Origin of the sequence: Pseudomonas sp. B21-035 (assembly GCF_024748945.1) — a bacterium.
Lineage (GTDB): Bacteria > Pseudomonadota > Gammaproteobacteria > Pseudomonadales > Pseudomonadaceae > Aquipseudomonas.
Window position 1 is genome coordinate 1,485,309 of the sequence record NZ_CP087179.1, and the last position, 21,744, is coordinate 1,507,052.

Annotated in this window: 27 protein-coding genes; 15 read left to right on the forward strand and 12 right to left on the reverse strand. The window is 62.5% G+C overall.

Annotated features, from left to right (window positions below):
• Positions 1–4: 4 nt before the first annotated feature.
• The 6 genes from LOY22_RS06840 to LOY22_RS06865 form a co-directional block, all read right to left on the reverse strand.
• Positions 5–544 (reverse strand): cupin domain-containing protein, encoded by a 540-nt coding sequence (locus tag LOY22_RS06840; RefSeq protein ID WP_093386119.1) that lies wholly within the window; start codon positions 542–544, stop codon positions 5–7.
• 14 nt (positions 545–558) lie between these two features.
• Entirely contained in the window at positions 559–1,323 is a 765-nt protein-coding gene (locus LOY22_RS06845; RefSeq protein ID WP_093387658.1) for an SDR family oxidoreductase, read from the reverse strand.
• Positions 1,323–2,099, reverse strand: a complete 777-nt coding sequence (locus tag LOY22_RS06850) for an ABC transporter permease (RefSeq protein ID WP_045193442.1) — start codon at positions 2,097–2,099, stop codon at positions 1,323–1,325. The genes LOY22_RS06845 and LOY22_RS06850 overlap by 1 nt, the downstream gene beginning before the upstream one ends.
• Positions 2,100–2,128: 29 nt before the next feature.
• On the reverse strand, positions 2,129–3,127 hold the full coding sequence (locus tag LOY22_RS06855; RefSeq protein ID WP_213602118.1) for an ABC transporter substrate-binding protein: 999 nt from the start codon (positions 3,125–3,127) through the stop codon (positions 2,129–2,131).
• A gap of 39 nt (positions 3,128–3,166) precedes the next feature.
• The gene (locus LOY22_RS06860; RefSeq protein ID WP_045193440.1) at positions 3,167–4,003 is read right to left on the reverse strand and encodes an ABC transporter ATP-binding protein; all 837 of its coding nucleotides are present in this window, start codon (positions 4,001–4,003) and stop codon (positions 3,167–3,169) included.
• A 334-nt stretch (positions 4,004–4,337) separates the two neighbouring features.
• Positions 4,338–5,222 carry a DMT family transporter gene (locus tag LOY22_RS06865; RefSeq protein WP_123565889.1) on the reverse strand — a complete coding sequence of 295 codons (885 nt, stop codon included), beginning with the start codon at positions 5,220–5,222 and terminating at the stop codon, positions 4,338–4,340.
• A 186-nt stretch (positions 5,223–5,408) separates the two neighbouring features.
• Here LOY22_RS06865 and aceK point away from each other — a divergent pair, with 186 nt between their 5' ends.
• Positions 5,409–7,130 carry a bifunctional isocitrate dehydrogenase kinase/phosphatase gene (gene aceK / locus LOY22_RS06870; protein WP_045193438.1) on the forward strand — a complete coding sequence of 574 codons (1,722 nt, stop codon included), beginning with the start codon at positions 5,409–5,411 and terminating at the stop codon, positions 7,128–7,130.
• Positions 7,131–7,297: 167 nt separating this feature from the next.
• Here aceK and LOY22_RS06875 read toward each other — a convergent pair whose 3' ends face one another.
• Positions 7,298–8,167 (reverse strand): DUF6279 family lipoprotein, encoded by an 870-nt coding sequence (locus tag LOY22_RS06875; RefSeq protein WP_093386102.1) that lies wholly within the window; start codon positions 8,165–8,167, stop codon positions 7,298–7,300.
• 145 nt (positions 8,168–8,312) lie between these two features.
• Here LOY22_RS06875 and LOY22_RS06880 point away from each other — a divergent pair, with 145 nt between their 5' ends.
• On the forward strand, positions 8,313–9,149 hold the full coding sequence (locus LOY22_RS06880; protein ID WP_045193436.1) for a S1 RNA-binding domain-containing protein: 837 nt from the start codon (positions 8,313–8,315) through the stop codon (positions 9,147–9,149).
• Here the strand turns inward: LOY22_RS06880 and LOY22_RS06885 are convergent, their stop codons facing one another.
• Positions 9,150–9,530: a hypothetical protein gene (locus LOY22_RS06885; protein WP_038996550.1), complete on the reverse strand. Its 381-nt coding sequence runs from the start codon at positions 9,528–9,530 to the stop codon at positions 9,150–9,152. It abuts the gene before it with no gap.
• Positions 9,531–9,736: 206 nt separating this feature from the next.
• Between LOY22_RS06885 and LOY22_RS06890 the strand changes: the two genes are divergently transcribed.
• The 3 genes from LOY22_RS06890 (at position 9,737) to def (ending at position 11,598) form a co-directional block, all read left to right on the forward strand.
• A complete protein-coding gene (locus LOY22_RS06890; protein WP_045193435.1) occupies positions 9,737–9,916 on the forward strand; it encodes a CsbD family protein in 180 nt (59 codons plus the stop codon).
• A gap of 166 nt (positions 9,917–10,082) precedes the next feature.
• Complete coding sequence (locus LOY22_RS06895; RefSeq protein WP_093386097.1) at positions 10,083–11,069, forward strand: YihY/virulence factor BrkB family protein; 987 nt, start codon at positions 10,083–10,085, stop codon at positions 11,067–11,069.
• Positions 11,059–11,598 carry a peptide deformylase gene (gene def, locus LOY22_RS06900; protein WP_093386093.1) on the forward strand — a complete coding sequence of 180 codons (540 nt, stop codon included), beginning with the start codon at positions 11,059–11,061 and terminating at the stop codon, positions 11,596–11,598. The genes LOY22_RS06895 and def overlap by 11 nt, the downstream gene beginning before the upstream one ends.
• Here the strand turns inward: def and LOY22_RS06905 are convergent.
• Entirely contained in the window at positions 11,550–11,921 is a 372-nt protein-coding gene (locus LOY22_RS06905) for a GNAT family N-acetyltransferase (protein WP_093386089.1), read from the reverse strand. The two genes, def and LOY22_RS06905, sit on opposite strands and share 49 nt — an antisense overlap.
• A 366-nt stretch (positions 11,922–12,287) precedes the next feature.
• Here LOY22_RS06905 and LOY22_RS06910 point away from each other — a divergent pair, with 366 nt between their 5' ends.
• Both LOY22_RS06910 and LOY22_RS06915 read left to right on the forward strand, forming a co-directional pair.
• The gene (locus LOY22_RS06910; RefSeq protein WP_045193430.1) at positions 12,288–12,545 is read left to right on the forward strand and encodes a DUF2790 domain-containing protein; all 258 of its coding nucleotides are present in this window, start codon (positions 12,288–12,290) and stop codon (positions 12,543–12,545) included.
• Positions 12,546–12,644: 99 nt separating this feature from the next.
• Positions 12,645–13,274 (forward strand): lytic polysaccharide monooxygenase auxiliary activity family 9 protein, encoded by a 630-nt coding sequence (locus LOY22_RS06915; RefSeq protein ID WP_093386084.1) that lies wholly within the window; start codon positions 12,645–12,647, stop codon positions 13,272–13,274.
• Positions 13,275–13,280: 6 nt separating this feature from the next.
• Here LOY22_RS06915 and ada read toward each other — a convergent pair whose 3' ends face one another.
• The 3 genes from ada to LOY22_RS06930 all read right to left on the reverse strand — a co-directional run bounded on the left by ada (position 13,281) and on the right by LOY22_RS06930 (position 16,391).
• Positions 13,281–14,342: a bifunctional DNA-binding transcriptional regulator/O6-methylguanine-DNA methyltransferase Ada gene (gene ada, locus LOY22_RS06920; RefSeq protein ID WP_258596953.1), complete on the reverse strand. Its 1,062-nt coding sequence runs from the start codon at positions 14,340–14,342 to the stop codon at positions 13,281–13,283.
• A gap of 76 nt (positions 14,343–14,418) precedes the next feature.
• Positions 14,419–15,048: a DNA-3-methyladenine glycosylase gene (locus LOY22_RS06925; protein WP_093386074.1), complete on the reverse strand. Its 630-nt coding sequence runs from the start codon at positions 15,046–15,048 to the stop codon at positions 14,419–14,421.
• On the reverse strand, positions 15,048–16,391 hold the full coding sequence (locus tag LOY22_RS06930) for a PLP-dependent aminotransferase family protein (RefSeq protein ID WP_093386069.1): 1,344 nt from the start codon (positions 16,389–16,391) through the stop codon (positions 15,048–15,050). Before LOY22_RS06930 ends, LOY22_RS06925 begins: the two co-directional genes overlap by 1 nt.
• 87 nt (positions 16,392–16,478) lie before the next feature.
• Here LOY22_RS06930 and LOY22_RS06935 point away from each other — a divergent pair, with 87 nt between their 5' ends.
• The 8 genes from LOY22_RS06935 (at position 16,479) to LOY22_RS06970 (ending at position 21,743) form a co-directional block, all read left to right on the forward strand.
• Complete coding sequence (locus LOY22_RS06935; RefSeq protein WP_258596955.1) at positions 16,479–17,435, forward strand: threonine dehydratase; 957 nt, start codon at positions 16,479–16,481, stop codon at positions 17,433–17,435.
• A 57-nt stretch (positions 17,436–17,492) separates the two neighbouring features.
• Positions 17,493–17,747 (forward strand): type II toxin-antitoxin system HicA family toxin, encoded by a 255-nt coding sequence (locus LOY22_RS06940; protein WP_258596957.1) that lies wholly within the window; start codon positions 17,493–17,495, stop codon positions 17,745–17,747.
• Positions 17,744–18,076: a type II toxin-antitoxin system HicB family antitoxin gene (locus LOY22_RS06945; RefSeq protein WP_195885914.1), complete on the forward strand. Its 333-nt coding sequence runs from the start codon at positions 17,744–17,746 to the stop codon at positions 18,074–18,076. Before LOY22_RS06940 ends, LOY22_RS06945 begins: the two co-directional genes overlap by 4 nt.
• 81 nt (positions 18,077–18,157) lie before the next feature.
• Positions 18,158–18,817, forward strand: a complete 660-nt coding sequence (locus tag LOY22_RS06950; RefSeq protein ID WP_045193424.1) for a LysE family translocator — start codon at positions 18,158–18,160, stop codon at positions 18,815–18,817.
• A gap of 314 nt (positions 18,818–19,131) precedes the next feature.
• On the forward strand, positions 19,132–19,566 hold the full coding sequence (locus tag LOY22_RS06955) for a nuclear transport factor 2 family protein (RefSeq protein ID WP_045193423.1): 435 nt from the start codon (positions 19,132–19,134) through the stop codon (positions 19,564–19,566).
• Positions 19,567–19,652: 86 nt separating this feature from the next.
• A complete protein-coding gene (locus LOY22_RS06960) occupies positions 19,653–19,997 on the forward strand; it encodes a YciI family protein (RefSeq protein WP_093386056.1) in 345 nt (114 codons plus the stop codon).
• Positions 19,998–20,016: 19 nt separating this feature from the next.
• The gene (locus LOY22_RS06965; protein ID WP_045193421.1) at positions 20,017–20,508 is read left to right on the forward strand and encodes an SRPBCC family protein; all 492 of its coding nucleotides are present in this window, start codon (positions 20,017–20,019) and stop codon (positions 20,506–20,508) included.
• Positions 20,508–21,743, forward strand: a complete 1,236-nt coding sequence (locus LOY22_RS06970) for an RNA polymerase sigma factor (protein ID WP_093386051.1) — start codon at positions 20,508–20,510, stop codon at positions 21,741–21,743. The genes LOY22_RS06965 and LOY22_RS06970 overlap by 1 nt, the downstream gene beginning before the upstream one ends.
• Position 21,744 lies beyond the last annotated feature (1 nt).

The window sequence follows — 21,744 nt, forward strand, 5'->3', positions numbered from 1 at the left end:
CGGCTTAACCGCGCTTGATCGAGGCCAGCGGGTGCGCTGGCGGGTAGGTCGGGGTCACCGGCTTTTTCGCGCCGAGCATCACGCACATCAGCGCGTCTTCATCGCCGATGTTGATCTCTTCGCGGTACACGCCCGGCGGTACCGAAATCAGGTCGCGGTCGGTGAGCACAGTTTCGAAGCGCTCGCCGTCTTTCTCGATGATCACCTTGAGCTTGCCGCGCAACACGAAGAACACTTCCTCGACGTCGGTATGGATATGCGGCGGGCCTTCATGACCGGCGGGGATGACCATGGTCGAGAAGGTGAAGTGCTCCGAGGGGATGGTGTTCATGTCGCTGTTGACCCCGGTGCCGCCGGTGCCGACGTAGCGCATTTGCGCGCGGCGGAACTTGGGGTCAAAGTCGGCCTGGAACTTCAGCGCGTCCCAGTCGTACTTGCGGGTTTGGTAGCGGGCGATGCGGGTCTGCATCCAGCCAGCGAGGTCCGAGCCTGCGGGTTGTTCCCAGGTTTTCGCGGTGGCGTTTTGTACGGATAGGTCGGTCATGGGTTTCTCCTTGCTCAAGGCATGACGAACCCGCCGTTGACCGGCAGGGTTTGTCCAGTGATGAAACGCGACAGGTCGGACAGGGCAAACAGCACGGCGCCACTGACGTCTTCTGGCAGTTGCGGGCGCTGAAGCGCCCGTTGTTCGGTGTACAGGCGGTGGCGCGCCTCGGGCACATAGGCGGTGGCCTCGACCAGCACCAGGCCGGGGGCGATGGCATTGACGGTGATGTTGTCAGTGCCAAGTTCACGGGCCAGGCTGCGGGTCATGGCGATGATCGCGCCCTTGCTGGCGACATACGCCAGCAGGTTCGGTGCGCCCCACAGCGGGGTGTCGGAGGCCAGGTTGATCACCGCGCCCTTGGCGCTGGCGCGCAGGGCCGGCAGGCAGGCGCGGGTCATCAGCCAGGTGCCGCGCACGTTTACCTGCATGACCTGGTCCCAGGTGTCGATGTCCAGTTGCTCGCAGGTCTTGCCGCCGGAGTTGGTGATCGAGGCGTTGTTGACCAGGCCGTCGAGGCCGCCGAGCTCGGCAACTGTCTCGGCGACGCAGGCAGTGATCGACTCCGGGTTGCCCAGGTCGAGGGTCACGCCGGTCACCTGCAAGCCTTGCTCGCGCAGCTCGCAGGCGGCCTGCAGCACGCGCTCCTGGAGAATATCGGCGATCACCACGCGGGCACCGGCCTGGCCGATGGCCTGGGCGAAGGCATAGCCCAGGCCACGGGCGCCACCGGTGACCAGCACGCGGCGGCCTTCAAGCATGGTTTTGAATGGGTTCATCATTGGGTACTCAGCATGGCTTTGGGCAGGTAGTGCAGGACGCGTTTCTCGGCCCAGACCACCGCGCCGTAGGCCAGCACGCCGATCAGGGTGAGCATGACGATGGCGACGAAGACCCCGGCGGTGTTGCCCTGGCCTTCAGCGTCGACCAACAGGAAGCCCAGGCCCTGGTTGCCGCCGACCAGTTCGCCGACGGTGACGCCGATCACCGCCAGGGTCGAGGCGATGCGCAGGCCCGAGAACAGCGCGGCCATGGCCGAGGGGAACTCCACCAGGCGGAAGATCTGCCAGCGGCTGGCGTTCATGGTGCGCACCAGGTTGATCATGTCCGGGTCAACGGTACGGATTGCCGAGAGCACGTTGATCATCACCGGGAAGAACACGATGAGGATGGCGATGAGGATCTTCGGGTAGATGGTGTAGCCCAGCCACATCACGAACAGCGGCGCGAAGGCGACTTTCGGGGCGATCTGCAGGGCCAGGATGTACGGCGAGAGCATGGCCTCGGCCGACGGCGACAGGCCCAGCGACACGCCGATGGCCACGCCCAGCAGGGCGCCGAGGCCAAAGCCGACGATGATCTCGAAGGCGGTGATCAGGGTGTGCTGCAGCAGGCCGCTGGACTGCCACATCACCAGGCTTTCCTGGGCCACGCGGCTCAGTTGCGGCATGACGAACTCGGGCATGCCGAGCAGGCCGGGGCCCCACTGCCAGAGCAGCAGGAACAGGATCAGCAGGGCGACGCTGCCGAGCACGGAGGTGTTGAGGTTTCTCATCGGGCTAATACCTTGTTATGCATCCAGGCTTATTGCGCGGCCGTGGTGGTTTCGATGAACTGGTTGCTGTAGAGCTCGTCGAGCTTGGGTTCCTTGGCGACGATGCCTTCGCTGACGTAGAACTTGCGCACTGCGTCCAGGCGCGCCGGGTCGATGCGCCCGAGCACGGTCTGGTTGGCGTAGACGTGCTCGACATACAGGCGCAAGGTTTTCTCCAGCGCCGCTTCCTTGCCGGCGTAGGCCGGCACGGCCTTGGCGAAGGTGGCGGCGGCGGCCTTCGGGTCCTGGATGATGTCGCGCATGCCCTGCAGGGTGGCCTGGACCACGCCGCCGACCACCTGCGGCTGGTTGTTGATGGCGTCGTCCGAGGCGAGGATCGCCTGGGCCATGCTCTCGAAGATTTCGCTCTGCGGAATCAGGCTGATCTTCAGCCCGGCCTCTTCGGCATTCACAACCCAGTCCGGCACCCCGGCCATGGCCTGGGCCTTGTTGGCCGAAAACAGCTGCCACACCCCCGAGGGGCCGGCGGCCTGGATATCGACGTCGGTCTTGTTCAGGCCGGCCTTGCGCAGCGAGGCGAGCAGGGCGTAGTAGGTGGTGTCGGAGTAGGACATCACGGTCAGGGTCTTGCCCTTGAGGTCCTTGATCGACTGGATGTTCTCGCCGGCGTTGGTGGCGATCATGGTCACCCCGCCGGCACCGAGCACCGCCACCGCACGCACCGGAATACCGTTGGCGCGGACCACGATCGGGGTGTCACCGATGGCGCCGCCGAGCATGGCGTTGCCGGCACCGATCTGCTTGGCGACATCGACTCCGCCCTTGGCGGCGATGAAGGTCAGGTCCAGGTCCCTGGCACGGTAGTAGCCCTTTTCCTTGGCGATGATCCACGGCGCAAAAGCCGGCGAGTTGGGCGGCGCGGGCAGCAGGTAGGTGACCTTGGTCGGCTCTGCCTGGGCGCTGAGCGCCAGGCCAAGGCCCAGGGCGATGACTGAAGCCTGTGCCAGGCGTTGCAGGGACTTGAACATGCGTACTCCTGAATCGGTTGATGGGCCGGTGGCCGTTGATCAATGCAGTTCGGTGTCTTCGCCGACTTTCAGCAGTTCCATCAGGCGCCCGGCCAGCGGGCCGATTTCCGGCAGCTTGCGGCGCTCCAGCGGGTTGTCGCGAAACGGCAGGTCGACAGTGATTTCTTCGATGATGGTGCCGGGGCGGGCGCTCATCACCAGCAGGCGGTCGGACATGGCAATCGCCTCGACCAGGTCATGGGTGATGAACAGCGCGGTTTTCTTTTCTTCGAACAGCATCCGCGCCAGGTCCTGTTGCAGGATCATCTTGGTCTGCGCATCGAGGGCCGAGAACGGCTCGTCGAGGAACAGCACCTGCGGGTCGATGGCCAGGGTCCGGGCCAGGGCGGCGCGCTGGCGCATGCCGCCCGACAGCTGGAACGGGTAGTGGTCGGCAAAGCCTTGCAGGTGGCAGCGATTGAGCAGATCTTCGGCAATCGGCTGGCGCTTGGCGGCGGGCATGCCCTGGATTTCCAGGCCCAGCTCGACGTTGCGGCGGATGCTGCGCCAGGGCATCAAAAGATCCTTCTGCAGCATGAAGGCGACCTTGCGCACCGGCCCGACCACCGCTTCGCCACCGACGAAAACTTCGCCTTCGCTGGGGCGGTAGAGGCCCGAGCCCATGTTGAGGATGGTGCTTTTGCCGCAACCGGACGGGCCGATGATCGACACCACCTCGCCGCGGCGGATCTTGAAGTTCACCTCGCGAATGGCAAAGGGCGCCTCGGCCTTGCCCTTGGCCGGGAAGCATTTACCGACATTGCGAAATTCGATTTCGGTCGGCTCCAGGTCTTCCTTGGAGTGCGGCGTATTCCATTGAGAGGGGATTGCGTACATCTCTTTCACAGCCATTGGGGAAGCTCTCTGGTCTGTTTTATAGGTGATACGCGGTTTAGTGCATGAACAATGCCAAATGTGTATTGGCCCTGTTTTATTTGAAAAGTGCTTATTTATTAGTGAGTTATTGGATTAACAGGAAAACTTGTTTGTTTTATATATGAAACAAGGTTTTCTATATGGCACGAAATTGCACAACAACTGCGCGTGGCAATGGCGGGTGCAATGAAAAGAGGCTTTTTTCGGTAACGCGAGTGAAGGGCTGGTTTCAGGGGTGAAACCAGAAACTGTGGAAGCTGGCTTGGCAGCTCCCACAGGAACAAGCATTAACCTGTCAGGCGCGAGCTGGCTTGAGCACCAGCCACAACGCCACGGCAATCAACAACCCGCCGTACAGGTGCGCCATCGACAGCGGCTCGTCCAGCAGCCAGGCGCCCCACAGCACACCGAAGGCCGGGATCATGAAGGTCACGGTGCTGGATTTGACCGGGCCGATCTCGCTGATCAGGCGGAAATACAGGATGTAGGCAAAGGCGGTGCACACCAGCCCCAGGCCCAGCAACGACGCCCACACCTGCCAGCCACCCCAGCTTGCCGGCGGCTGGGTGAGCACGCTGTAGCCAAACAGTGGTAACAGCAGCAAGGTTGCGCCCATCATGCTGCCCAGCGCCGACAGGCGGCTGTCGAGGCCGCCTTGCTGGTCGAGCCAGCGCCGGGCGAGAAAGCCGGCCAGGCCGTAGCACGCGGTCGCCGCCAGGCACGAGAGGGCGCCTTGCAACAGCTTGGCGTCGAACGCCACCGGCCCCGCGCCACTGAGAATGCCAACCCCGAACAGGCCGAGGAAGATGCCGCTGAGCTTGGCCAGGGTCATCGGTTCACGGAACAACAACGCGCCAATCAGCACGCCCATCAGCGGCGTGGTGGCATTGAAGATCGCCGAGTAGCCGGCCGGCAGCACCTGGGCGGCCACTGAATAAAGGGTGGCGGGTATCCCCGAGTTGATCATGCCCAGCACCAGGCAGGCCTTGAGCTTGCCATTGAAGTCCCAGCGCACCCGCAGCAGGGCGAGAATCACCAGCAGGCCGAGGCAGGCGATGGAGACGCGGAAAAACGCCGTCGGCAGGGTGCCGAGCACCGGCGCGATGATGCGCATGAACAGAAAGCTCGCCCCCCAGACAGCAGCAAGAATCAACAGGCGGGATATGGCGATGGGGCTCATGGGGCTCTCCGGGTCCTTTGGGGCAGGGCGCGAGTTTACGTTACATCGCAGCCTGCGCTCTCTCCCTTTCTTGCGCTTGAATTCAGCACCCGGCGAGTTTGGCCGATACAGCCGCGCCAACAGGCTTTCCCTGCCCGTGGCGACTGGCTAAGCTCAGGCTTTTACATTCCCGCAGAGGTCTGACGTATGCCCCAGCAATGGCCGGCCGCCGATATCGCCCGGATGATCCTCGATGGCTTCGACGATTACCGCGAGCATTTCCGCCAGATCACCGACGGCGCCCGCGAGCGATTCGAGCAGGCCCAGTGGCAACAGACCCAGAGCGCCTCGGCGGCGCGCATCAATCTGTATGAGGAAAAAGTCAGCGAGGTCAGCGGCTGGCTGCGCCAGGGCTTCGAGGGCGAGGTGCTGCTCGACGTCGCGCTGTGGCCGCTGGTCAAAAGTGCTTATATAGGCCTGATCGACCCGCGCCTGGACGATGAACTGTCCGAGACCTGGTACAACTCGATCTTCTGCAGCCTGTTCAGCCATGACCTGATCAGCGATGGCTGCATGTTCATCCACACCACCCGGCCCTCGCTGCGCAGCCACGAGCGGGCAGCGCAAACCCGCACCTATCGGCCACAAAGCGGCTTGAGCGCATTGCTGGCGCAGGTGTTTGCCGACTACCGCTTCGATGTGCCGTATGCGGACCTTGCCGGCGACTTGGCACGCCTCGAGGGGCAACTGCGCGAGAACCTGCCGGACTGGGTCTGCAAAGACCCGGCCCTGGCAGTCGAGCTGTTTTCCTCGGTGTTGTACCGCAACAAGGGCGCCTACCTGGTCGGGCGCCTGTACACCCAGGACGAGCAATGGCCGCTGGTGATCCCGCTGCTGCACCGCGAGGGCCACGGCATCGAGGTCGACGCGCTGATCACCGATGAAGCCGAGGTGTCGATCATCTTCTCCTTCACCCGTTCCTACTTCATGGTCGATGTACCGGTGCCGGCCGAGTTCGTCGGCTTTCTCAAGCGCATCCTGCCGGGCAAGCACATCGCCGAGCTGTACACCTCGATCGGCTTCTACAAACACGGCAAGTCGGAGTTCTACCGGGCGCTGATCAACCACCTGGCCGGCACCGATGACCGCTTCATCATGGCCCCGGGCGTGCGTGGCATGGTCATGAGCGTGTTTACCCTGCCGGGCTTCAACACCGTATTCAAGATCATCAAGGACCGCTTCTCGCCGTCGAAGAACGTCGACCGCGCCACGGTGATCGAAAAGTACCGGCTGGTAAAAAGCGTCGACCGCGTCGGGCGCATGGCCGATACCCAGGAGTTCTCCGATTTTCGTTTCCCCTTGAGCAAGTTCGAGCCCGAGTGCCTGGCCGAACTGCTGGAAGTGGCGCCGTCTACCGTTGAAGTGCACGGCGACACCGTGCTGATCCGCCACTGCTGGACCGAGCGGCGCATGACCCCGCTCAACCTCTACCTGGAAAACGCCAACGACGCCCAGGTACGCGAGGCCCTGGAAGACTACGGCCTGGCCATCAAGCAACTGGCGGCGGCGAACATCTTCCCCGGTGACATGCTGCTGAAGAACTTTGGCGTTACCCGGCACGGGCGGGTGGTGTTCTACGACTACGACGAAATCTGCTTTCTGACCGAGGTCAACTTCCGCTATATCCCGCCGCCGCGCACGCCGGAGGATGAAATGGCCTCAGAGCCCTGGTACTCGATCGGCCCGCTGGACGTGTTCCCCGAGGAGTTTCCACCGTTTCTGTTCGCCGATAGCGGCCAGCGCCGGTTGTTCAACCAGCTGCACGGCGAGTTGTACGACGCCGACTACTGGAAGAGCCTGCAGGCGGCGATCCGCGGCGGCAAAGTGATCGATGTGTTCCCGTACCGGCGCAAGTGCCGGGAAGGCTGAACAACATCGCGGGTCAAGCCCGCTCCCACAGGAATGAGGGTGAATCTGTGGGAGCGGGCTTGCCCCGCGATCGAGCGCGTAGCGGTCGTATGCCAGGCAACTCCTGGTTTGCTGGCTGTACTGGCCTCATCGCGGGTCAAGCCCGCTCCTACCGTTGAATGCGGCCGCTACCCCTTCAAGCACTTCAACTCACTGAAACTCTGGCGCACCTGCGCAAGCTTCTGCTCCAGGTGCTGGCGCTGTTGTTCGCTGCTCTGCGCCATCACATCCACCAACAAGCGCCGCGCCTCCTGCTCGGTGCGCTGGAAGGCGATCCGGTACTCCGGGGTCCACAGGCTTTCGCGCTTTTTCAGGAGGATCTCCAGGCGTGGCTCGAAGCTGTCGCTGTGGCGCTGGTCCATGGCTGCGCTGAACTGTGCCTGCCAATGGGCGCGGTTGGCGATCCACTGGCGGTTCTGCTCGCCCAGGCCCTGGGACCAGGTCATGACTCGAAGTTTTTGCTGCGGGCTGAGCTCGCCCAGCCAGGTGCTCAAGCGTTTTTCCATACGCTCGGCACGGCGTTCGATCTGCCGCGCCAGTGGGGTATTGACGTATTTGGCCTGGCGTTCGCGAATGTCGTCAGCAAAGGCTTCGCGCATTTCCCGCACTTGCTCGTCATCCATGCTGCGCAACAGTTCGGCGGCCGACGGAGTGATCTGGTCGGCGACCTTGGCAATCGCCTGCCGGGCTTCTTCAGTGCGTACCTGCAACTGCTGGTCGGTTATCGCATTGCGGGCGACCATCGCCTGAATTTCGTCGATCCAGGTCAGGTAGCCGGGCAGTTGCGTGCGGCAATGCCAGGCCAGTTGCTGTTTGAGCCGTTCATTGAGCCAGGTTTTTTGCTGGCGATTCATGCTCAGGTAGTCGTTGAGCGACCAGGGCACCAGCATGTCGAGGTTGCGGTAGGCCAGGTCGATACGGTTGCAGGCGACCACCAGCAAGGCCGATATCACCAGCAACAGAACGGTGCGCAGGTACTTGGACAGGCAGGCGTACATGAGCGAATCCTTGCGAAGGCTTGCTTGTCTTTATAGAACAGGGCTGGCCTGTGCGGTTCATTTTGCTGACAGGCCGTCATCGGCGACCGGGCGCAATCGCCGCGTGAGGTGTAGAATGCCCCGCTCGCAACGAGGATTTCCGGAAATGGCTTTAGTTGGGCGTTACAACACTTTGCAAGTGGTCAAGCACACAGACTTCGGTCTGTACCTGGACGGCGGGGCGGACGGCGAAATCCTGCTGCCCAACCGTTATATCCCCAAGGACACGCCCACCGAGGTCGAGGACTGGCTGAACGTCTTCATCTACCTCGACAGCGAAGACAAGCTGATCGCCACCACGGAAAAGACCAAGTTGCAGGTCGGCGACTTCGCCAGCCTCAAGGTCAAGGAAATCAACAGCATCGGTATCTTCCTCGATTGGGGCCTGCCCAAAGACCTGCTGATGCCGTACTCCGAAGAAAAGCGCCAGATGAAGGCCGGCGAGTACTGCGTGGTGCATGCCTACCTCGACAAGCGCACCCGCCGTATCACCGCCACCGCGCGCCTGGACCGCTACCTGGACAAGGTGCCGGCCAACTATAAGGTCGGCCAGGAGGTTGATTTGCTGGTGGTCGAAGAAACCCCGATGGGCTTCAAGGCGATCATCAACAACAAGCACTGGGGCCTGATTCACAAGAACGAGGTGTTCAAGTTCCTGCGTTCGGGCAAGCAGGAGAAGGGCTACATCAAAGAGCTGCGCAGCGACGGCAAGATTGCCCTGAGCCTGCAGCCCATCGGCCAGGACCTGGCCAACAGCCTGCACGACAAGATCCTCGCCAAGCTCAAGGACGCCAATGGCGTGCTGCCGGTCAGCGACAAGAGCGACCCGCAGTTGATCAGCGATCTGTTCGGGGTCAGCAAGGGCAATTTCAAGAAGGCCATCGGTGCCTTGTACAAGGATGGCCGCATCGTCATCCACGCCGACCGCATCGAACTGGCTTGATCAGACCTGCTTGAAGCCTGCAAAGCTCAGGTTCTCACCGCCTGGGCGCAGGTCTTTGAGCAGCGAGTCGCGATCGGCGCTCAGCGCCAGGCTGATGGTCGAGCGACGCTTGCCCGGGTGGCGCACTTCCATTTTTTCCTGATGGGCCTGCAGGTAGTTCACCGGCACCTTCAAATGCTGCAGCTCGTCGGTTTCGGGGGTGTGCAGCAGCAGGTTGACCCAGTCGGGCTGGCCCTTGCGCAGCAGTTTCACCGGCACATCGAACCACCACAGGCTGCGCTTGGTGTCGAGCACGGCAAACAGGGTGTTGTCGCTGTTGAGCACGGGGCGTTCCAGTTCCTGGTTGCGGCGGGCGATGGCGGTGGGTTTGTCGAGTTTCATGCAGGTTCCTACGGGTGACGCTTGAAAGGTCGCTTATTGTGCTGGCAACGCGATGAAACATAAAGCGACGTTGCTCGCTGGCCTCTCTATTGCCCCTGCGCGCTCGACAGGCGGCCGCCGAAAATAATTGAAACTCTCGCAAGCGGCCACGGGTCCACAGACTGTCGACTCTGACAGCGTGTTATTTCCCCTTCAGGAGAACTCCCATGAGTGGCACTAAAGATAAAGTCAAAGGCATGGCCAATGAGGCTGTTGGCAACATCAAGCAAGGTGTCGGCAAAGTGACCGACAATGATCGTCTGCGCGCCGAAGGCGAACTGCAGGAGCGCAAAGGCGAAGCCCAGCAAGTGGTCGGCAAGGTCAAGGATGCCGTGAAGAAGCCTTGAACCCTGTGAGCAGGGCGGTACGACGGCCATCCTCGGGTGGCCGTTGTGCTATCTGCAGCAATCAATCGCAACTTTGAGGCGATCGTCGATTAGACTTCAGGACGTACCTGTCAGATGAGTGTGTGAGGAGCCCGCCCATGAACCTCGAGCGGCGAAAGGAGACGCTATGATTTTTCCCGACCTGCGCGGCTTGCCGTTGCACCGTGTGCTGGTGCGCACGGTCAAGGAATTTCTCGATGACGAGATGTCCACCTATGCCTCGGCGCTGGCCTACCAGATGCTGTTCTCGCTGTTCCCCTTCCTGCTGTTTTTGATCGCCCTGATCGGTTTCCTGCATTTGCCCGACTTCTTCTCCTGGCTGCGCCTGCAGTCGGAACTGGTGTTGCCGCCCCAGGCGCTGGAGCAGGTCAACCCGGTGATCGACCAGTTGCAGCAGTCCAAGGGCGGCTTGCTCTCGGTGGGTATCGTCATTGCCCTGTGGACCGCTTCAGCCGGCGTGCGGCTGATGATGAGCGCCATGAACGCCGCATATGATGTGGTCGAAGGGCGCCCGGTGTGGAAGCGCATTCCGCTGTCGGTGATCTACACCGTCGGTATCGCCGGCATGCTTCTGGCGGCCGCCGCGCTGATGGTGCTGGGGCCGCAGGTGATGGAATGGATTGCCGCGCAGATCGGCATGCAGGAGTTCATCGTCACCTTGTGGACGGTGCTGCGCTGGCCGGCGATCATCATTCTGATGATGGTCGCGGTGGCGCTGATCTATTACGTGATGCCCGATGTGAAGCAGAAGTTTCGCTTCATTACCCCGGGTTCGGTGCTGGCGGTGGTGGTGTGGATCATCGCCTCGTTGGGCTTTGGTTATTACGTCAAGACCTTCGCCGACTACAACGCCATGTACGGCAGTATCGGTGCGATCATTGTCCTGCTGTTGTACTTCTACATTTCTGCTGCCGTACTGCTACTGGGCGCGGAGATGAACGCGGTGATCGAGCATATGTCCGAGGAAGGCAAGGACCCTGGCGAAAAAGACTTTGATGGCGTGGCCCCTGAGCATGATAAAAAGCATGTATCCGGGCTGGGCCGTGATCACTCCCTCGATCATGAAACCACGCCTGCCAGCGAACCCCTGAGTCGAAGCCAGCATGATTCATGACATCCTGAAAATGGGCGATGAGCGCTTGTTGCGCATCGCCCCGCCGGTGCCGGCGCACATGATCGGCAGCGCCGAGCTTGAGCGGCTGATCGCCGACATGTTCGAAACCATGGAGCATGTCGGCGGCGTTGGCCTGGCCGCGCCGCAGATCGGCATCGACCTGCAACTGGTGATCTTCGGCTTCGAGCGCAGCGAGCGCTACCCGGATGCCGAGGCGGTGCCGCGAACCATTTTGCTCAACCCGCTGATCACGCCCTTGGGCACCGAGGTCGAGGATGGCTGGGAAGGCTGCCTGTCGGTGCCGGGCCTGCGTGGCGTGGTGCCACGCTACCAGCGGATTCGCTACGAAGGCGTCGACCCCCAGGGCCAGCCCATCGTGCGCAACGCCGAAGGCTTTCATGCGCGGGTGGTGCAGCATGAGTGCGATCACCTGATCGGCCGCCTGTACCCCTCGCGCATTCACGACTTCAGCCGCTTCGGCTATACCGAGGTGCTGTTCCCCGGGCTGGACCCGGCCAGCGACGACTGAACCCGCACCATCGCCAGCAGCGGCTTGCTTTGCTGGTAGCGCTGCAGGCGCTCGGCCAGTGGCGCAGGCAGGGCGTCGGTGCTGGTGAAGGCCTGGTGGGCGTAGAAGCTTGCCAGGTCCGGGTGACAGAACAGCCAGATATTGCCTTGCAACTCAGCCAGCGCCGCGTCGATCAAGCGCCCGGCGAGCTGTTGGCCGCGCCAGGCGGGGGCAACGAACAAGCCGGTCAGCCAATGGCCGCCGGGCACTTCACTCAGGCACAAGGCGGCGACGATTTCCTCGGCTCGGGCCACCCAAAGTCGACCCTGGGCCGCTGCGCGCATGGGCGAGCCGTGGTTTCGATAGAATTTATTCAGCAAGGGCCGCTCGGGCGCAAGCAATGGGCAGTAGCGTAAACGGGTCACAGGTTTGATCTGGCAATGGCTCTACCCCGGGCTTTTACACCGCAAGTCAATCAATGTCGAGGGGCGTGCCTCGGGGTTATTGTTGCACAAGTGGTAACAGTGATTGTCCGGCTTCGTGATTTAACGGCCTGAAGTACCTTGTAAACTAACCACATCCCACAGAATAAGTTGTAGTGGGGTCGGGTCTTCGTGTTATGTCCCATCGCTTGATATAACAACTTCTCCGCGCCCTTATTGGCAAATGAAGTCAATCGATTAGTTTGATTGCTTTGCAGGCCTATTATCATGAAACGTTTAATTGCAGTTGCCCTGGTTGCTGTTTCTTCGTTCGCCCTGGCGGATGAAATCAATACCGCCGCGGCGCAACCGGTTGTCGAGCAGTACGACTACAGCACCAACCTGGATATCGCCAAGGTCATCAGCCTGTCGACCATTCCCAATGTCTGTGAAGTGGTACCGGCAACCATGACCTACGAAGACCACCAAGGTCAGCGCCACATCATCGAATACCGCGCCATGGGCGACGGCTGCAGCAACGGCTGATACCGTTCGGCGCCTCTGGGTTGCGCATTGCAGGGCTTGAGCTAGGGTCAAACGGGTCCAGGGTGGACAGGTTTTCTTATCTCACATGGAGTGATTGCAATGAACAGCCCTGAAAAGATTCTGCGTCACGGTCGAGTGATTACCCCTGCCAGTCGCGGTTCCACGGCGATTGAGCTGAAGTTGTTGGGGGTGTCCGAGGTCAATGAAATGGAAGGCGGCAAGAACTTTCCAGACACGGTCGCCGGCCCCGTACCTGCGCCTTATCAAGACGATGTACAAAGTACAGTACCCCCGGCAGACGGCTATATCCTCAGTGGCGGTCGGCAGGATAAGCGTGATTGTGTCAACTTTACCAATGCTGAAATGAGCGCCAAGCTCGGCCATGAATTTAAATGGCCATTGCTGAACGTGACACCAGGGCAAAACTTCAAGGTCGAGTGGACTTACACGGCGCCACACCTCACCCGCGGTTATCGCTGGTTTATTACCAAGGATGGCTGGGACGAGAGTAAACGCATCACCCGCGCGCAACTTGAAACCACGCCCTTTGCCGATGACATTTATCCCTATGTGCCGCGCTGGGCCCATACGGACAAACTCGTGGCCAAGGTCGAGCACGAGGTCAAGCTACCGGCCAACAAAAAAGGCCATCACGTAATCGTGCTGCTGTGGCTGGTCGCTGACACCGGCAACGCCTTTTACCAGGCTTTCGACGTCAACTTCCAGTAACCCGCCTCACTGGCTCTCGCGCGCCAGCAGCTCACGCTTGCGCTCCACGCCCCAGCGGTAACCCGAGAGGTTGCCGTCGCTGCGCACCACCCGGTGACACGGGATGGCCACAGCCAGGGCATTGGCCGCGCATGCCTGGGCCACCGCGCGCACCGCCCTGGGAGAGCCGATGCGCTGAGCGATCTCGGCATAACTGGCTGTACTGCCAACCGGGATCGCCCGCAGCGCCTGCCAGACTCGCTCCTGGAACGCCGTGCCGCGCAGGTCCAGCGGCAGGTCCAGGCCGATGCCCGGCGCTTCGATAAAGCCCACGACCCTCGCCACCAGGGTTTCGAACCCGGCGTCGCCGCCGATCAGGTTGGCCTTGGGGAATTTGTCCTGCAGGTCATTGAGCAGCGCCTGCGGATCGTCACCGAGCAGTATTGCGCAAATCCCCCGTTCACTCTGCGCCACCAGAATTGCCCCCAAGGAGCACTGGCCGATGGCAAAGCGGATTTCAGTGTTGGCACCGCCGTCGCGATAGGCCCCCGGGGTCATGCCCAGGCGCGCGTTGCTCGATTCGTAGAAGCGGCTGTTGGAATTGAACCCGGCCTCGTAGAGGGCGTCGGTGACCGTTGCCGATTGCTGCAACTGCGTGCGGACCTTGCACGCGCGGTGGGCCGAGGCATAGGCCTTGGGCGTCAGCCCGGTCACGGCCTTGAACACCCGGTGAAAGTGGAAAGGGCTCAGGTTCAATTGCTCGGCCAGCTGGTTCAGGCTCGGCGCCGGGTCGGCGTTTTCGATCAAAGCGCAGGCGCGGGTGACCTGGGCCCGGTGCTGTTCGGCAACGTGGGTCTGGTCGGCGCCGCGGCGCTTGCTTGGCCGGTACCCGGCGGCTTCGGCCTGTTCGGCGCTGTCGAAAAATTCGACGTTGTCGATGCGCGGCAGGCGCGAGCTACTGCTCGCCCGGCAGTACACGCCGGTGGTGCGCACGGCATAGACGAAGGCCTGGTCAGCGGCCGGGTCGCGGGCCAGGATGGCCTGCCAGCGTGGGTCGGATTCGCTGATCCGTGGTTTGCCTGTACTCATGACGGGGTGCTCCTGGCGTTGATCGATGGGTTCAGGCTACGGCTTTGGCGCTGCGGAAAAACTCCGGGTCTTGCGTTCAAACTCGAGTGGCCGGCACTCGCCACAGGTACCAGGCGGCCACGGTCCGGTAGGGGCTCCAGTGCTTGCCCAGGTCGATCATCTGCCGGCGTGTCGGTTGCCCTTGCAGGCCCTGCAAGCGGCGGTAGCCCTCGCGCACGCCGAAGTCGTCGGCCGGCAGGATGTCCATGCGCTCCAGGGTGTAGATCAGCAACATCTCGACGGTCCAGCGGCCCACGCCACGCAGGCTCACCAGGCGTTCGATCAGTGCCTCGTCTTCAAGCATCAGAGCCTGCTGATAGTCCGGCACCAGGCCGTCGAGGCGCGCCCGGGCGATGCCCTGGATGGTTGCCAGTTTGCTCGCTGAAAAGCCGCAGGCGCGCAACTGCTCCGGGGTGGTCGCCAGCACCTGCTCGGGGCTTGGAAAAGCGCTGCCCGGGTAGAGCGCCAGAAAGCGCGCGAGGATCGCATCGCCGGCCTTGGCATGCAGTTGCTGGTAGGCGATAGCCCGCACCAGTGCCTGATACGGGTCACGGGTGGGTTTGGGCTGGTGCAGGCACGGGCCAATCGCCTCGATGTGCGCAGCCCACTGTGGGTCGAGTGCGGCGAGGCAGGTTTGTGCCTCGGTATAGAATGCGTGCGTGCTCATCAGGCCTCCAGTGCCTTGGCCACTTGTTCCAGTGCCTGCTTGAGTTCGGCGCGGCTGCCTGCGGCCGACAGGCTGATACGGATTGCCGCCAGCTCATGCTGTTTTACCGCGAACACCTCGCCTGGCACCACCGCCACGCCATGGGCCCGGCAGGCCTCGGCCAAGCGCGCGGCGCTGAGCCCGGCCTTGACCCAGATGTGCGGCGACGGCTGGCGGGTGTTAAGCAGGTGGCCACCGAGCACCTTGCACGCCAGGCGCCAGCGCTGGGTGATTTCCTCGCGCTGCCAGGCCAGGCGCCTTTGTGCGGTGCCATCGGCGATCCAGCGGCAGGCGATCTGCAGGTTCAGCGGCGACACCTGCCAGTGAGTGGCCTGGGCATGCGGGTCGATCTGTTCCAACACTTGCGGCTCAGCCACAATCCAGCCCAGGCGCAGGCCGGCGCCCACAGTTTTCGACAGGCTGCTGATCAACAGGCCGCGCTCACCGAGCATTCGCCATAGCGGTGGTTGGTCGGTGAGTGCGCCGTAGACATCATCTTCGATCACCAGCAGGTCATGGCGCTCGACCACCTCGGCAATCGCCTGCTGGCGGGCGCTGCTCATGCACGCACCCGTTGGGTTGTGCAGGCTCGGGGTCAGGACCATGACCCGTGCACCGGTGGCCCTGGCGACCCGGTCGAGGTCGTCGGCAACAATGCCCTGATCGTCCAGGGCGATGCCATGCAACGGCAGGCGCAATTGCCGGCAGGCGGCCTTGATCCCGGGGGCGGTAAGGGCCTCGACCAGCACTGTTTCACCCGGCTGGCACAGCGACAGCAACACCGTGAACAAACCCTGCTGGGCGCCGCCGCACAGCAGCAATTGCCGCTCGTTCAGTTGCAAACCGCGGTTGGCCAGCCAGGCGGCGCCGTGCACGCGAGCGCGCAGCAACTCTTCGGCGCTCAGGTAGTGATCCAGGCAAGCCGCCAGCCCCTGCTCAAGCAGCGCCTGCAAAGTGTTTTCGCTGTCGCGGTTGGCCGGCTCGATCACCGGCACGTTGGTCGACAGGTCGATCAGGCTCGATTGCACGTCGCGCTGCTTGAGGCGAAACAGCGTGGCCTCCTTGCTGCCAGCCAGCACATAGGTGCCACGGCCGACTTCACCGGAAACCAAATGGCGTGCCGCCGCCTCACGGTAGGCCTGCTGGGTGGTGCTCGGGTTGAGCCCCAGGTTCCAGGCCAGGCGCCGTTGTGGCGGCAGGCGTTCGCCGACTTTCAGCTCGCCGCGTTCGATGGCAATGGCTATTGCATCGACCAGGGCCAGGTAGCGCGGTTGGGCATCGTCGCAGAGGGTAGGGGTCCACATTTATTGTTGGCCATGCAATATAGGAATTTACCCATACAATGCGCGGCGACTAGGATCAGGTCAAATCCGATCCTGCCGAGGTGTTCCATGTTCGACCTGCCAGCCCTGCGCGAAGCTGCCCGCCTGGTTCATGCCAGCGTACCCGCCACCCCTCAGTACGCCTGGCCGCGCCTGGCCGAGCGGCTGGGCTGCGAAGTCTGGGTCAAGCATGAAAACCATGCCCCGACCGGCGCCTTCAAGGTGCGCGGCGGGTTGATGTATGTGCAGTGGCTGCGGGCACAAAAGCCGGCGGTGCGCGGCCTGGTCACCGCCACCCGTGGCAACCACGGCCAGAGCATGGCCCTGGCTGCGGGCAATGCCGGGCTGCCGATCATCATCGTTGTGCCCGAGGGCAACTCGCTGGAAAAGAACGCGGCGATGCGCGCTTTGGGCGCCCAATTGATCGAGCACGGCGCCGACTTTGACCAGGCCCGCGAAGAGGCCGCACGCCTGGCCCAGTTGCATGGTTACGAAAGCGTTCCACCGTTTCACCCCGAGTTGATCCGTGGCGTCGCCACCTACGCGCTGGAGCTGCTGGAAGCCGTGCGCGAGCTGGATTGCATCTACGTGCCGATCGGCATGGGCTCGGGCATCTGCGGGTTGATCCAGGTGCGCAACCTGCTGGGCCTGCGCACCGAGATCGTCGGCGTGGTGTCCAGCGCCGCCGACGCCTTCGCCCAGAGCCTGGAGCAGGGCCGCATCGTCACCACCGCCACGGCCAACACCTTCGCCGATGGCATGGCCTGCCGCATGCCGTTGCCCGAAGCCTTTGAAATCATCCGCCAGCACGCCGCACGCATCGTGCGCGTCAGCGACGAAGAAGTGGCCCGGGCCATGCGCATCTACCACGAAGACACCCACAACACCGCCGAAGGCGCAGGCGCCGCCGGGCTTGCCGCACTGATCCAGGAGCGCGAGCGCCAGCAGGGGCGCAGGGTGGCGGTGATCCTCAGCGGGGCGAACATTGACCGGCAGCGGTATGCGCAGGTGCTGGCGGGCGATTGAAAAATCCTGAATTGAAGCATTGGAAAAAGTGCTATCTTATTTTGATAGCATTTTCCGATGAACAATCGATATCGAAAGATCCTCGACAGCGTCTTCCGCACCCCGACCAGCGCCAGCCTGGTGTTTACCGACATCGAGGCGCTGGTGCTGTACCTGGGCGGGCAAGTGCAGGAACGTGAGGGTTCCAGGGTCAAGTTGATCCTGGGTGGTCAGCTCTGGCGCTGTCACCGGCCGCACCCGGGCAAAGAGGCCATGCGATATCAGGTGGAAGAAGCCCGCGAGTTTCTTCTACGGGCAGGAGTTCAACCATGAACACTATGAACTACAAGGGCTACACCGCCCGAGTCGAATACGACCCACGGGACGATATTTTCGTCGGACGTGTCCTGGGGGTGCGTGACATCATCAGCTTTCACGCCAGCGCCGTCAGGCAGTTGCACGAGGCGTTTCACTTGGCCCTGGATGACTACCTGGCCGATTGCGCCGAGCGTGGGGTCAAGCCGGAAAAACCCGCTTCCGGCAAGGTCATGCTGCGTATCAGGCCAGAAGTCCATGCTGCGGCGACCATCGCCGCTCAATCGGCAGGCAAGAGCCTCAACCAATGGGCCGATGAAGTTTTCGAGCGCGCAGCACAGGCCTGAATAAAGGCAATTTCTTCCAATACAGTTCAGCAGAAAACCGTTTTAATAGCGCCTGCCATCAACCGCGGTTACGGAACGTCGATGCCTTTTTCAAACGGATTTCTGCTGAGTTTGTCGCTGTGCCTGGATATCGGCATTGCCAATATCGCCATGATCACCCTGGCCATGCAACGGGGTTTTTTGCAGGGTTTCTGGCTGGGGCTGGGTACCTGTGTCGGTGACCTGTTGTATGCCATTGCGGCGCTGGCCGGGATGACCGTGCTGCTGCAATTTGAAACGGTGCGCTGGGTGCTGTGGCTGGGCGGCTCGGTGTTGCTGGTATGGTTTGCCATCAAGATGCTGCTGGCGGCGCTGCGCGGCAACACCCATCTGCAGACCCCCGGCGCAATGGTGATCGAATCGGGCTGGCGCGAGTTCCTGCGCGGGATCTTCCTGGCCATGTCCTCGCCCAGCGCCATTCTCTGGTTTGCTGCGGTCGGCGGGGTGCTGATTTCCCGTTCAGGGGGCGGCAGCCTGCTTGAGGCCGGGCTGTTTCTTAGCGGTTTTTTTGCCGCCGGGCTGATCTGGTGCCTGTCGTTGTGCGGTATTGCCAGTCATGGCGGACGCCTGCTGGGTGACCGCCTGCTGACCTGGTCGTACCTGCTGTCGGCGGGCATCTTCTGTTACTTTGCTGGCTACGTGATCCTTTCCGGTTACCGCGAGTTCATCCTTGCCGTGCCTGCGGCTACCCCGGGTCTATAATGATTCGGGACACCGGTGCGCAGGTGCCGTCAGGCAGGAGGATCTTCGATGAAAGGTCTGGATGCAAAAAAGATGACGAAGAAAAAGCCACTGAAAACCGCCAAGGAAAAACACGCCGCCAAACGCGCCAAGCGCTCTGGCGACAGTTTTCTTGCACAGTAACGCCAAGAGCTCCGCAAGGGGCTCTTTTTTTAGTCCCGAAATTGAGGTTGCTGGGTTATCCATTTCCCTAGCCTGTCGATTTCAACCACTGCCATTCGACCATCTGTGAACGCGCCGAGCATCCGGCGCCCCTTCGCGCAGAGGACACGACCATGAACAGTGCCGCCGAGAACGAAATCCGCCAACTCATCGAGCAGTGGCTTCCCGCCGTACGCGCGCGCGATGTCGAGGCCATTACCGCGCCTTACGCCGAGAACATTCGCGCCTTCGATGCCATCCAGCAATTGCAGTTCCAGGGCAAGGCCGCCTATCGCGCCCACTGGCAGGCCTGCATGGATCACTGCCCCGGCGAGATGATCTTCGAAATCGAGCAACTGCAGATCCACGCCACGCCGGAACTGGCCCTGGCCCATTGGCTCAACCGCTGTGGTCCGGCCAGCAGCGAAGGCGGTGAGGATCAAGGCTGCTATATGCGCGCGACCGTTGGCTACCAGCGCATCGACGGGCAGTGGAAGGTGATTCATGAGCATTGGTCGGCACCGTTCGACATGGAATCCGGTGCCGCGCTGTTCTCGCTCAAGCCTTGAGCTGAAAACCCCGAAAGTTATGCCGAATCGCGCTTTTCAAGGCGGTGCGAACTGCCGCCATAGTATCCCCAGCGGTGGAGACGACGATGAAATACCTGTGCCTGGTCTACTGTGATGAAAGTCTGCTGCACAGCCTGCCTGAAAGCCCGGCCGACGCCGAGTGCATGGCCTATGCCGAGTCGGTCCAGGGCAGCGGCCGGATGCTCGCCGCCGAGGCGCTCAAGCCGGTGCAGACCGCGACCACCGTGCGTATGCGCGGCGGGCAGATGAGCCTGACCGACGGCCCGTTCGCCGAAACCAAGGAGCAACTGGCCGGCTTCTATCTGGTCGATGCCCGCGACCTCAATGAGGCGTTGAACATTGCCAAGGGCATTCCCGCAGCGCGAGTCGGCAGTGTCGAGGTGCGGCCGGTGCGCGACTTGCAACCCTGAACCCGAGGAGCACAACACGATGAGCCTTTTACACCCCGAGCCGCCCAAGGCGCAGCATGAGTTGTCGTTGACGCGCCTGATCGATGCGCCGCGGCGCAAGGTGTTTCGCGCCTGGACCGAGCCACAACTGCTGGCCCAGTGGTGGGGGCCCAACGGCATGACCACGCCGGAATGCGAAATGCAGCTGTGGGTGGGCGGCTTGTTTCGTACGGTGATGCGTGCCCCGGACGGCAGCGAATACCCGAACCAGGGCGTGTTTCTGGAGATCGTGCCGCCGGCGCGGATCGTCTTCACCGATGCCTTCGGCCCAGGCTGGGTGCCGTCGAACAAGGCGTTCATGACCGCCGTGGTGACCTTTGACGACGTCCACGGCAAGACCCAGTACACCGCCCGCGCCTGGCACTGGAGTGCCGCCGATTGCCAGGCCCATGAAGAGATGGGCTTTCACCGGGGCTGGGGTGAGAGCCTGGATCGCCTGGTGGCGCTGGTGACCACGCAGATGCCCGACTGATGGCAGCGCTGGCACAGGTACGGGCGCAACTGGAGGCCGTCTACCGTCAGGAGTCGCGGCGCATCCTGGCGACGCTGATTCGCTTGTTGGGCGACTTCGATCTGGCCGAAGAGGCCATGCACGAGGCGTTTTTCATTGCCGTGGAGCGCTGGCAACGCGACGGCATTCCGGCAAGCCCGCGAGCCTGGCTGGTGTCTACCGGGCGTTTCAAGGCCATCGACAGCCTGCGCCGACGTGCGCGCTTCGACCGTTCCCAGGTGCAGTTGATGCAGGCACTGGAGGCGCAAGAGGAGGTTCAGGTGAATGACGAAGAACTGGAGGACGACCGCCTGCGCCTGATCTTCACCTGTTGTCACCCGGCGCTGGCCGCCGATGCCCAGGTGCCGCTGACCTTGCGCGAAGTCTGTGACCTGACCACCGAAGAAATCGCCCGCGCCTTTTTGCAGAGCCCGGCGACCATCGCCCAGCGCATCGTGCGGGCCAAGGCCAAGATCCGCGATGCGCGCATACCGTACCAGGTGCCGTCGCTGGCCGAGCTGCCGGAGCGCCTTGATAGCGTATTGCGGGTGATCTACCTGGTGTTCAACGAAGGCTATTCGGCGTCGTCGGGGGAGAGCCTGATGCGTCATGACCTGAGCGATGAAGCGATCCGCCTGGGGCGCTTGCTCCAGCAGCTGCTGCCTGACCCGGAGGTGCTCGGGCTGTTGGCCTTGATGCTTTTGCAGGCCTCGCGGCAACAGGCGCGCAGCGACGCCGAGGGGGAGTTGGTACTGCTTGATGAGCAAGACCGCAGCCTGTGGAACCGTGCATTTATTGCTGAAGGTTGCCAGTTGGTGCAGCAAGCTCTGCGCAGTCAGCAGTTCGGTGTGTATAGCCTGCAGGCAGCGATAGCGGCCGTGCACGCTGAAGCTGCCAGTGCCGAGGCAACGGACTGGGATGAAATCGTCGGTTTGTACAATGTGCTGCTGCAGCGCTGGCCGTCACCGGTGATCGAGCTCAACCGCGCAGCGGCTCTGGCCCGGCGCGATGGCGCCGAGGCGGGGCTGGCGGCAGTGGAGGCAATTCTGGCCCGTGGCCAGTTGCAGGATTATCACCTGGCCCATTCGGCCCGCGCCGAACTGTGCCGCCAGTTGGGCCGCCTGGATCACGCCCGCGAGGCCTATCGCAGTGCCCTCGAGCTGACCCGTCAGGGCCCCGAGCGGCGCTTTATCGAGCGCCGCCTGGCCGAGTTGTAGG

What these genes read in the sequence shown, in the direction of transcription:
- LOY22_RS06840 (WP_093386119.1), bottom strand. Translation starts at nt 544, where the DNA reads ATGACCGACCTATCCGTACAAAACGCCACCGCGAAAACCTGGGAACAA.
- LOY22_RS06845 (WP_093387658.1), bottom strand. Translation starts at nt 1,323, where the DNA reads ATGAACCCATTCAAAACCATGCTTGAAGGCCGCCGCGTGCTGGTCACC.
- LOY22_RS06850 (WP_045193442.1), bottom strand. Translation starts at nt 2,099, where the DNA reads ATGAGAAACCTCAACACCTCCGTGCTCGGCAGCGTCGCCCTGCTGATC.
- LOY22_RS06855 (WP_213602118.1), bottom strand. Translation starts at nt 3,127, where the DNA reads ATGTTCAAGTCCCTGCAACGCCTGGCACAGGCTTCAGTCATCGCCCTG.
- LOY22_RS06860 (WP_045193440.1), bottom strand. Translation starts at nt 4,003, where the DNA reads ATGTACGCAATCCCCTCTCAATGGAATACGCCGCACTCCAAGGAAGAC.
- LOY22_RS06865 (WP_123565889.1), bottom strand. Translation starts at nt 5,222, where the DNA reads ATGAGCCCCATCGCCATATCCCGCCTGTTGATTCTTGCTGCTGTCTGG.
- aceK (WP_045193438.1), top strand. Translation starts at nt 5,409, where the DNA reads ATGCCCCAGCAATGGCCGGCCGCCGATATCGCCCGGATGATCCTCGAT.
- LOY22_RS06875 (WP_093386102.1), bottom strand. Translation starts at nt 8,167, where the DNA reads ATGTACGCCTGCCTGTCCAAGTACCTGCGCACCGTTCTGTTGCTGGTG.
- LOY22_RS06880 (WP_045193436.1), top strand. Translation starts at nt 8,313, where the DNA reads ATGGCTTTAGTTGGGCGTTACAACACTTTGCAAGTGGTCAAGCACACA.
- LOY22_RS06885 (WP_038996550.1), bottom strand. Translation starts at nt 9,530, where the DNA reads ATGAAACTCGACAAACCCACCGCCATCGCCCGCCGCAACCAGGAACTG.
- LOY22_RS06890 (WP_045193435.1), top strand. Translation starts at nt 9,737, where the DNA reads ATGAGTGGCACTAAAGATAAAGTCAAAGGCATGGCCAATGAGGCTGTT.
- LOY22_RS06895 (WP_093386097.1), top strand. Translation starts at nt 10,083, where the DNA reads ATGATTTTTCCCGACCTGCGCGGCTTGCCGTTGCACCGTGTGCTGGTG.
- def (WP_093386093.1), top strand. Translation starts at nt 11,059, where the DNA reads ATGATTCATGACATCCTGAAAATGGGCGATGAGCGCTTGTTGCGCATC.
- LOY22_RS06905 (WP_093386089.1), bottom strand. Translation starts at nt 11,921, where the DNA reads ATGCGCGCAGCGGCCCAGGGTCGACTTTGGGTGGCCCGAGCCGAGGAA.
- LOY22_RS06910 (WP_045193430.1), top strand. Translation starts at nt 12,288, where the DNA reads ATGAAACGTTTAATTGCAGTTGCCCTGGTTGCTGTTTCTTCGTTCGCC.
- LOY22_RS06915 (WP_093386084.1), top strand. Translation starts at nt 12,645, where the DNA reads ATGAACAGCCCTGAAAAGATTCTGCGTCACGGTCGAGTGATTACCCCT.
- ada (WP_258596953.1), bottom strand. Translation starts at nt 14,342, where the DNA reads ATGAGTACAGGCAAACCACGGATCAGCGAATCCGACCCACGCTGGCAG.
- LOY22_RS06925 (WP_093386074.1), bottom strand. Translation starts at nt 15,048, where the DNA reads ATGAGCACGCACGCATTCTATACCGAGGCACAAACCTGCCTCGCCGCA.
- LOY22_RS06930 (WP_093386069.1), bottom strand. Translation starts at nt 16,391, where the DNA reads ATGTGGACCCCTACCCTCTGCGACGATGCCCAACCGCGCTACCTGGCC.
- LOY22_RS06935 (WP_258596955.1), top strand. Translation starts at nt 16,479, where the DNA reads ATGTTCGACCTGCCAGCCCTGCGCGAAGCTGCCCGCCTGGTTCATGCC.
- LOY22_RS06940 (WP_258596957.1), top strand. Translation starts at nt 17,493, where the DNA reads ATGAACAATCGATATCGAAAGATCCTCGACAGCGTCTTCCGCACCCCG.
- LOY22_RS06945 (WP_195885914.1), top strand. Translation starts at nt 17,744, where the DNA reads ATGAACACTATGAACTACAAGGGCTACACCGCCCGAGTCGAATACGAC.
- LOY22_RS06950 (WP_045193424.1), top strand. Translation starts at nt 18,158, where the DNA reads ATGCCTTTTTCAAACGGATTTCTGCTGAGTTTGTCGCTGTGCCTGGAT.
- LOY22_RS06955 (WP_045193423.1), top strand. Translation starts at nt 19,132, where the DNA reads ATGAACAGTGCCGCCGAGAACGAAATCCGCCAACTCATCGAGCAGTGG.
- LOY22_RS06960 (WP_093386056.1), top strand. Translation starts at nt 19,653, where the DNA reads ATGAAATACCTGTGCCTGGTCTACTGTGATGAAAGTCTGCTGCACAGC.
- LOY22_RS06965 (WP_045193421.1), top strand. Translation starts at nt 20,017, where the DNA reads ATGAGCCTTTTACACCCCGAGCCGCCCAAGGCGCAGCATGAGTTGTCG.
- LOY22_RS06970 (WP_093386051.1), top strand. Translation starts at nt 20,508, where the DNA reads ATGGCAGCGCTGGCACAGGTACGGGCGCAACTGGAGGCCGTCTACCGT.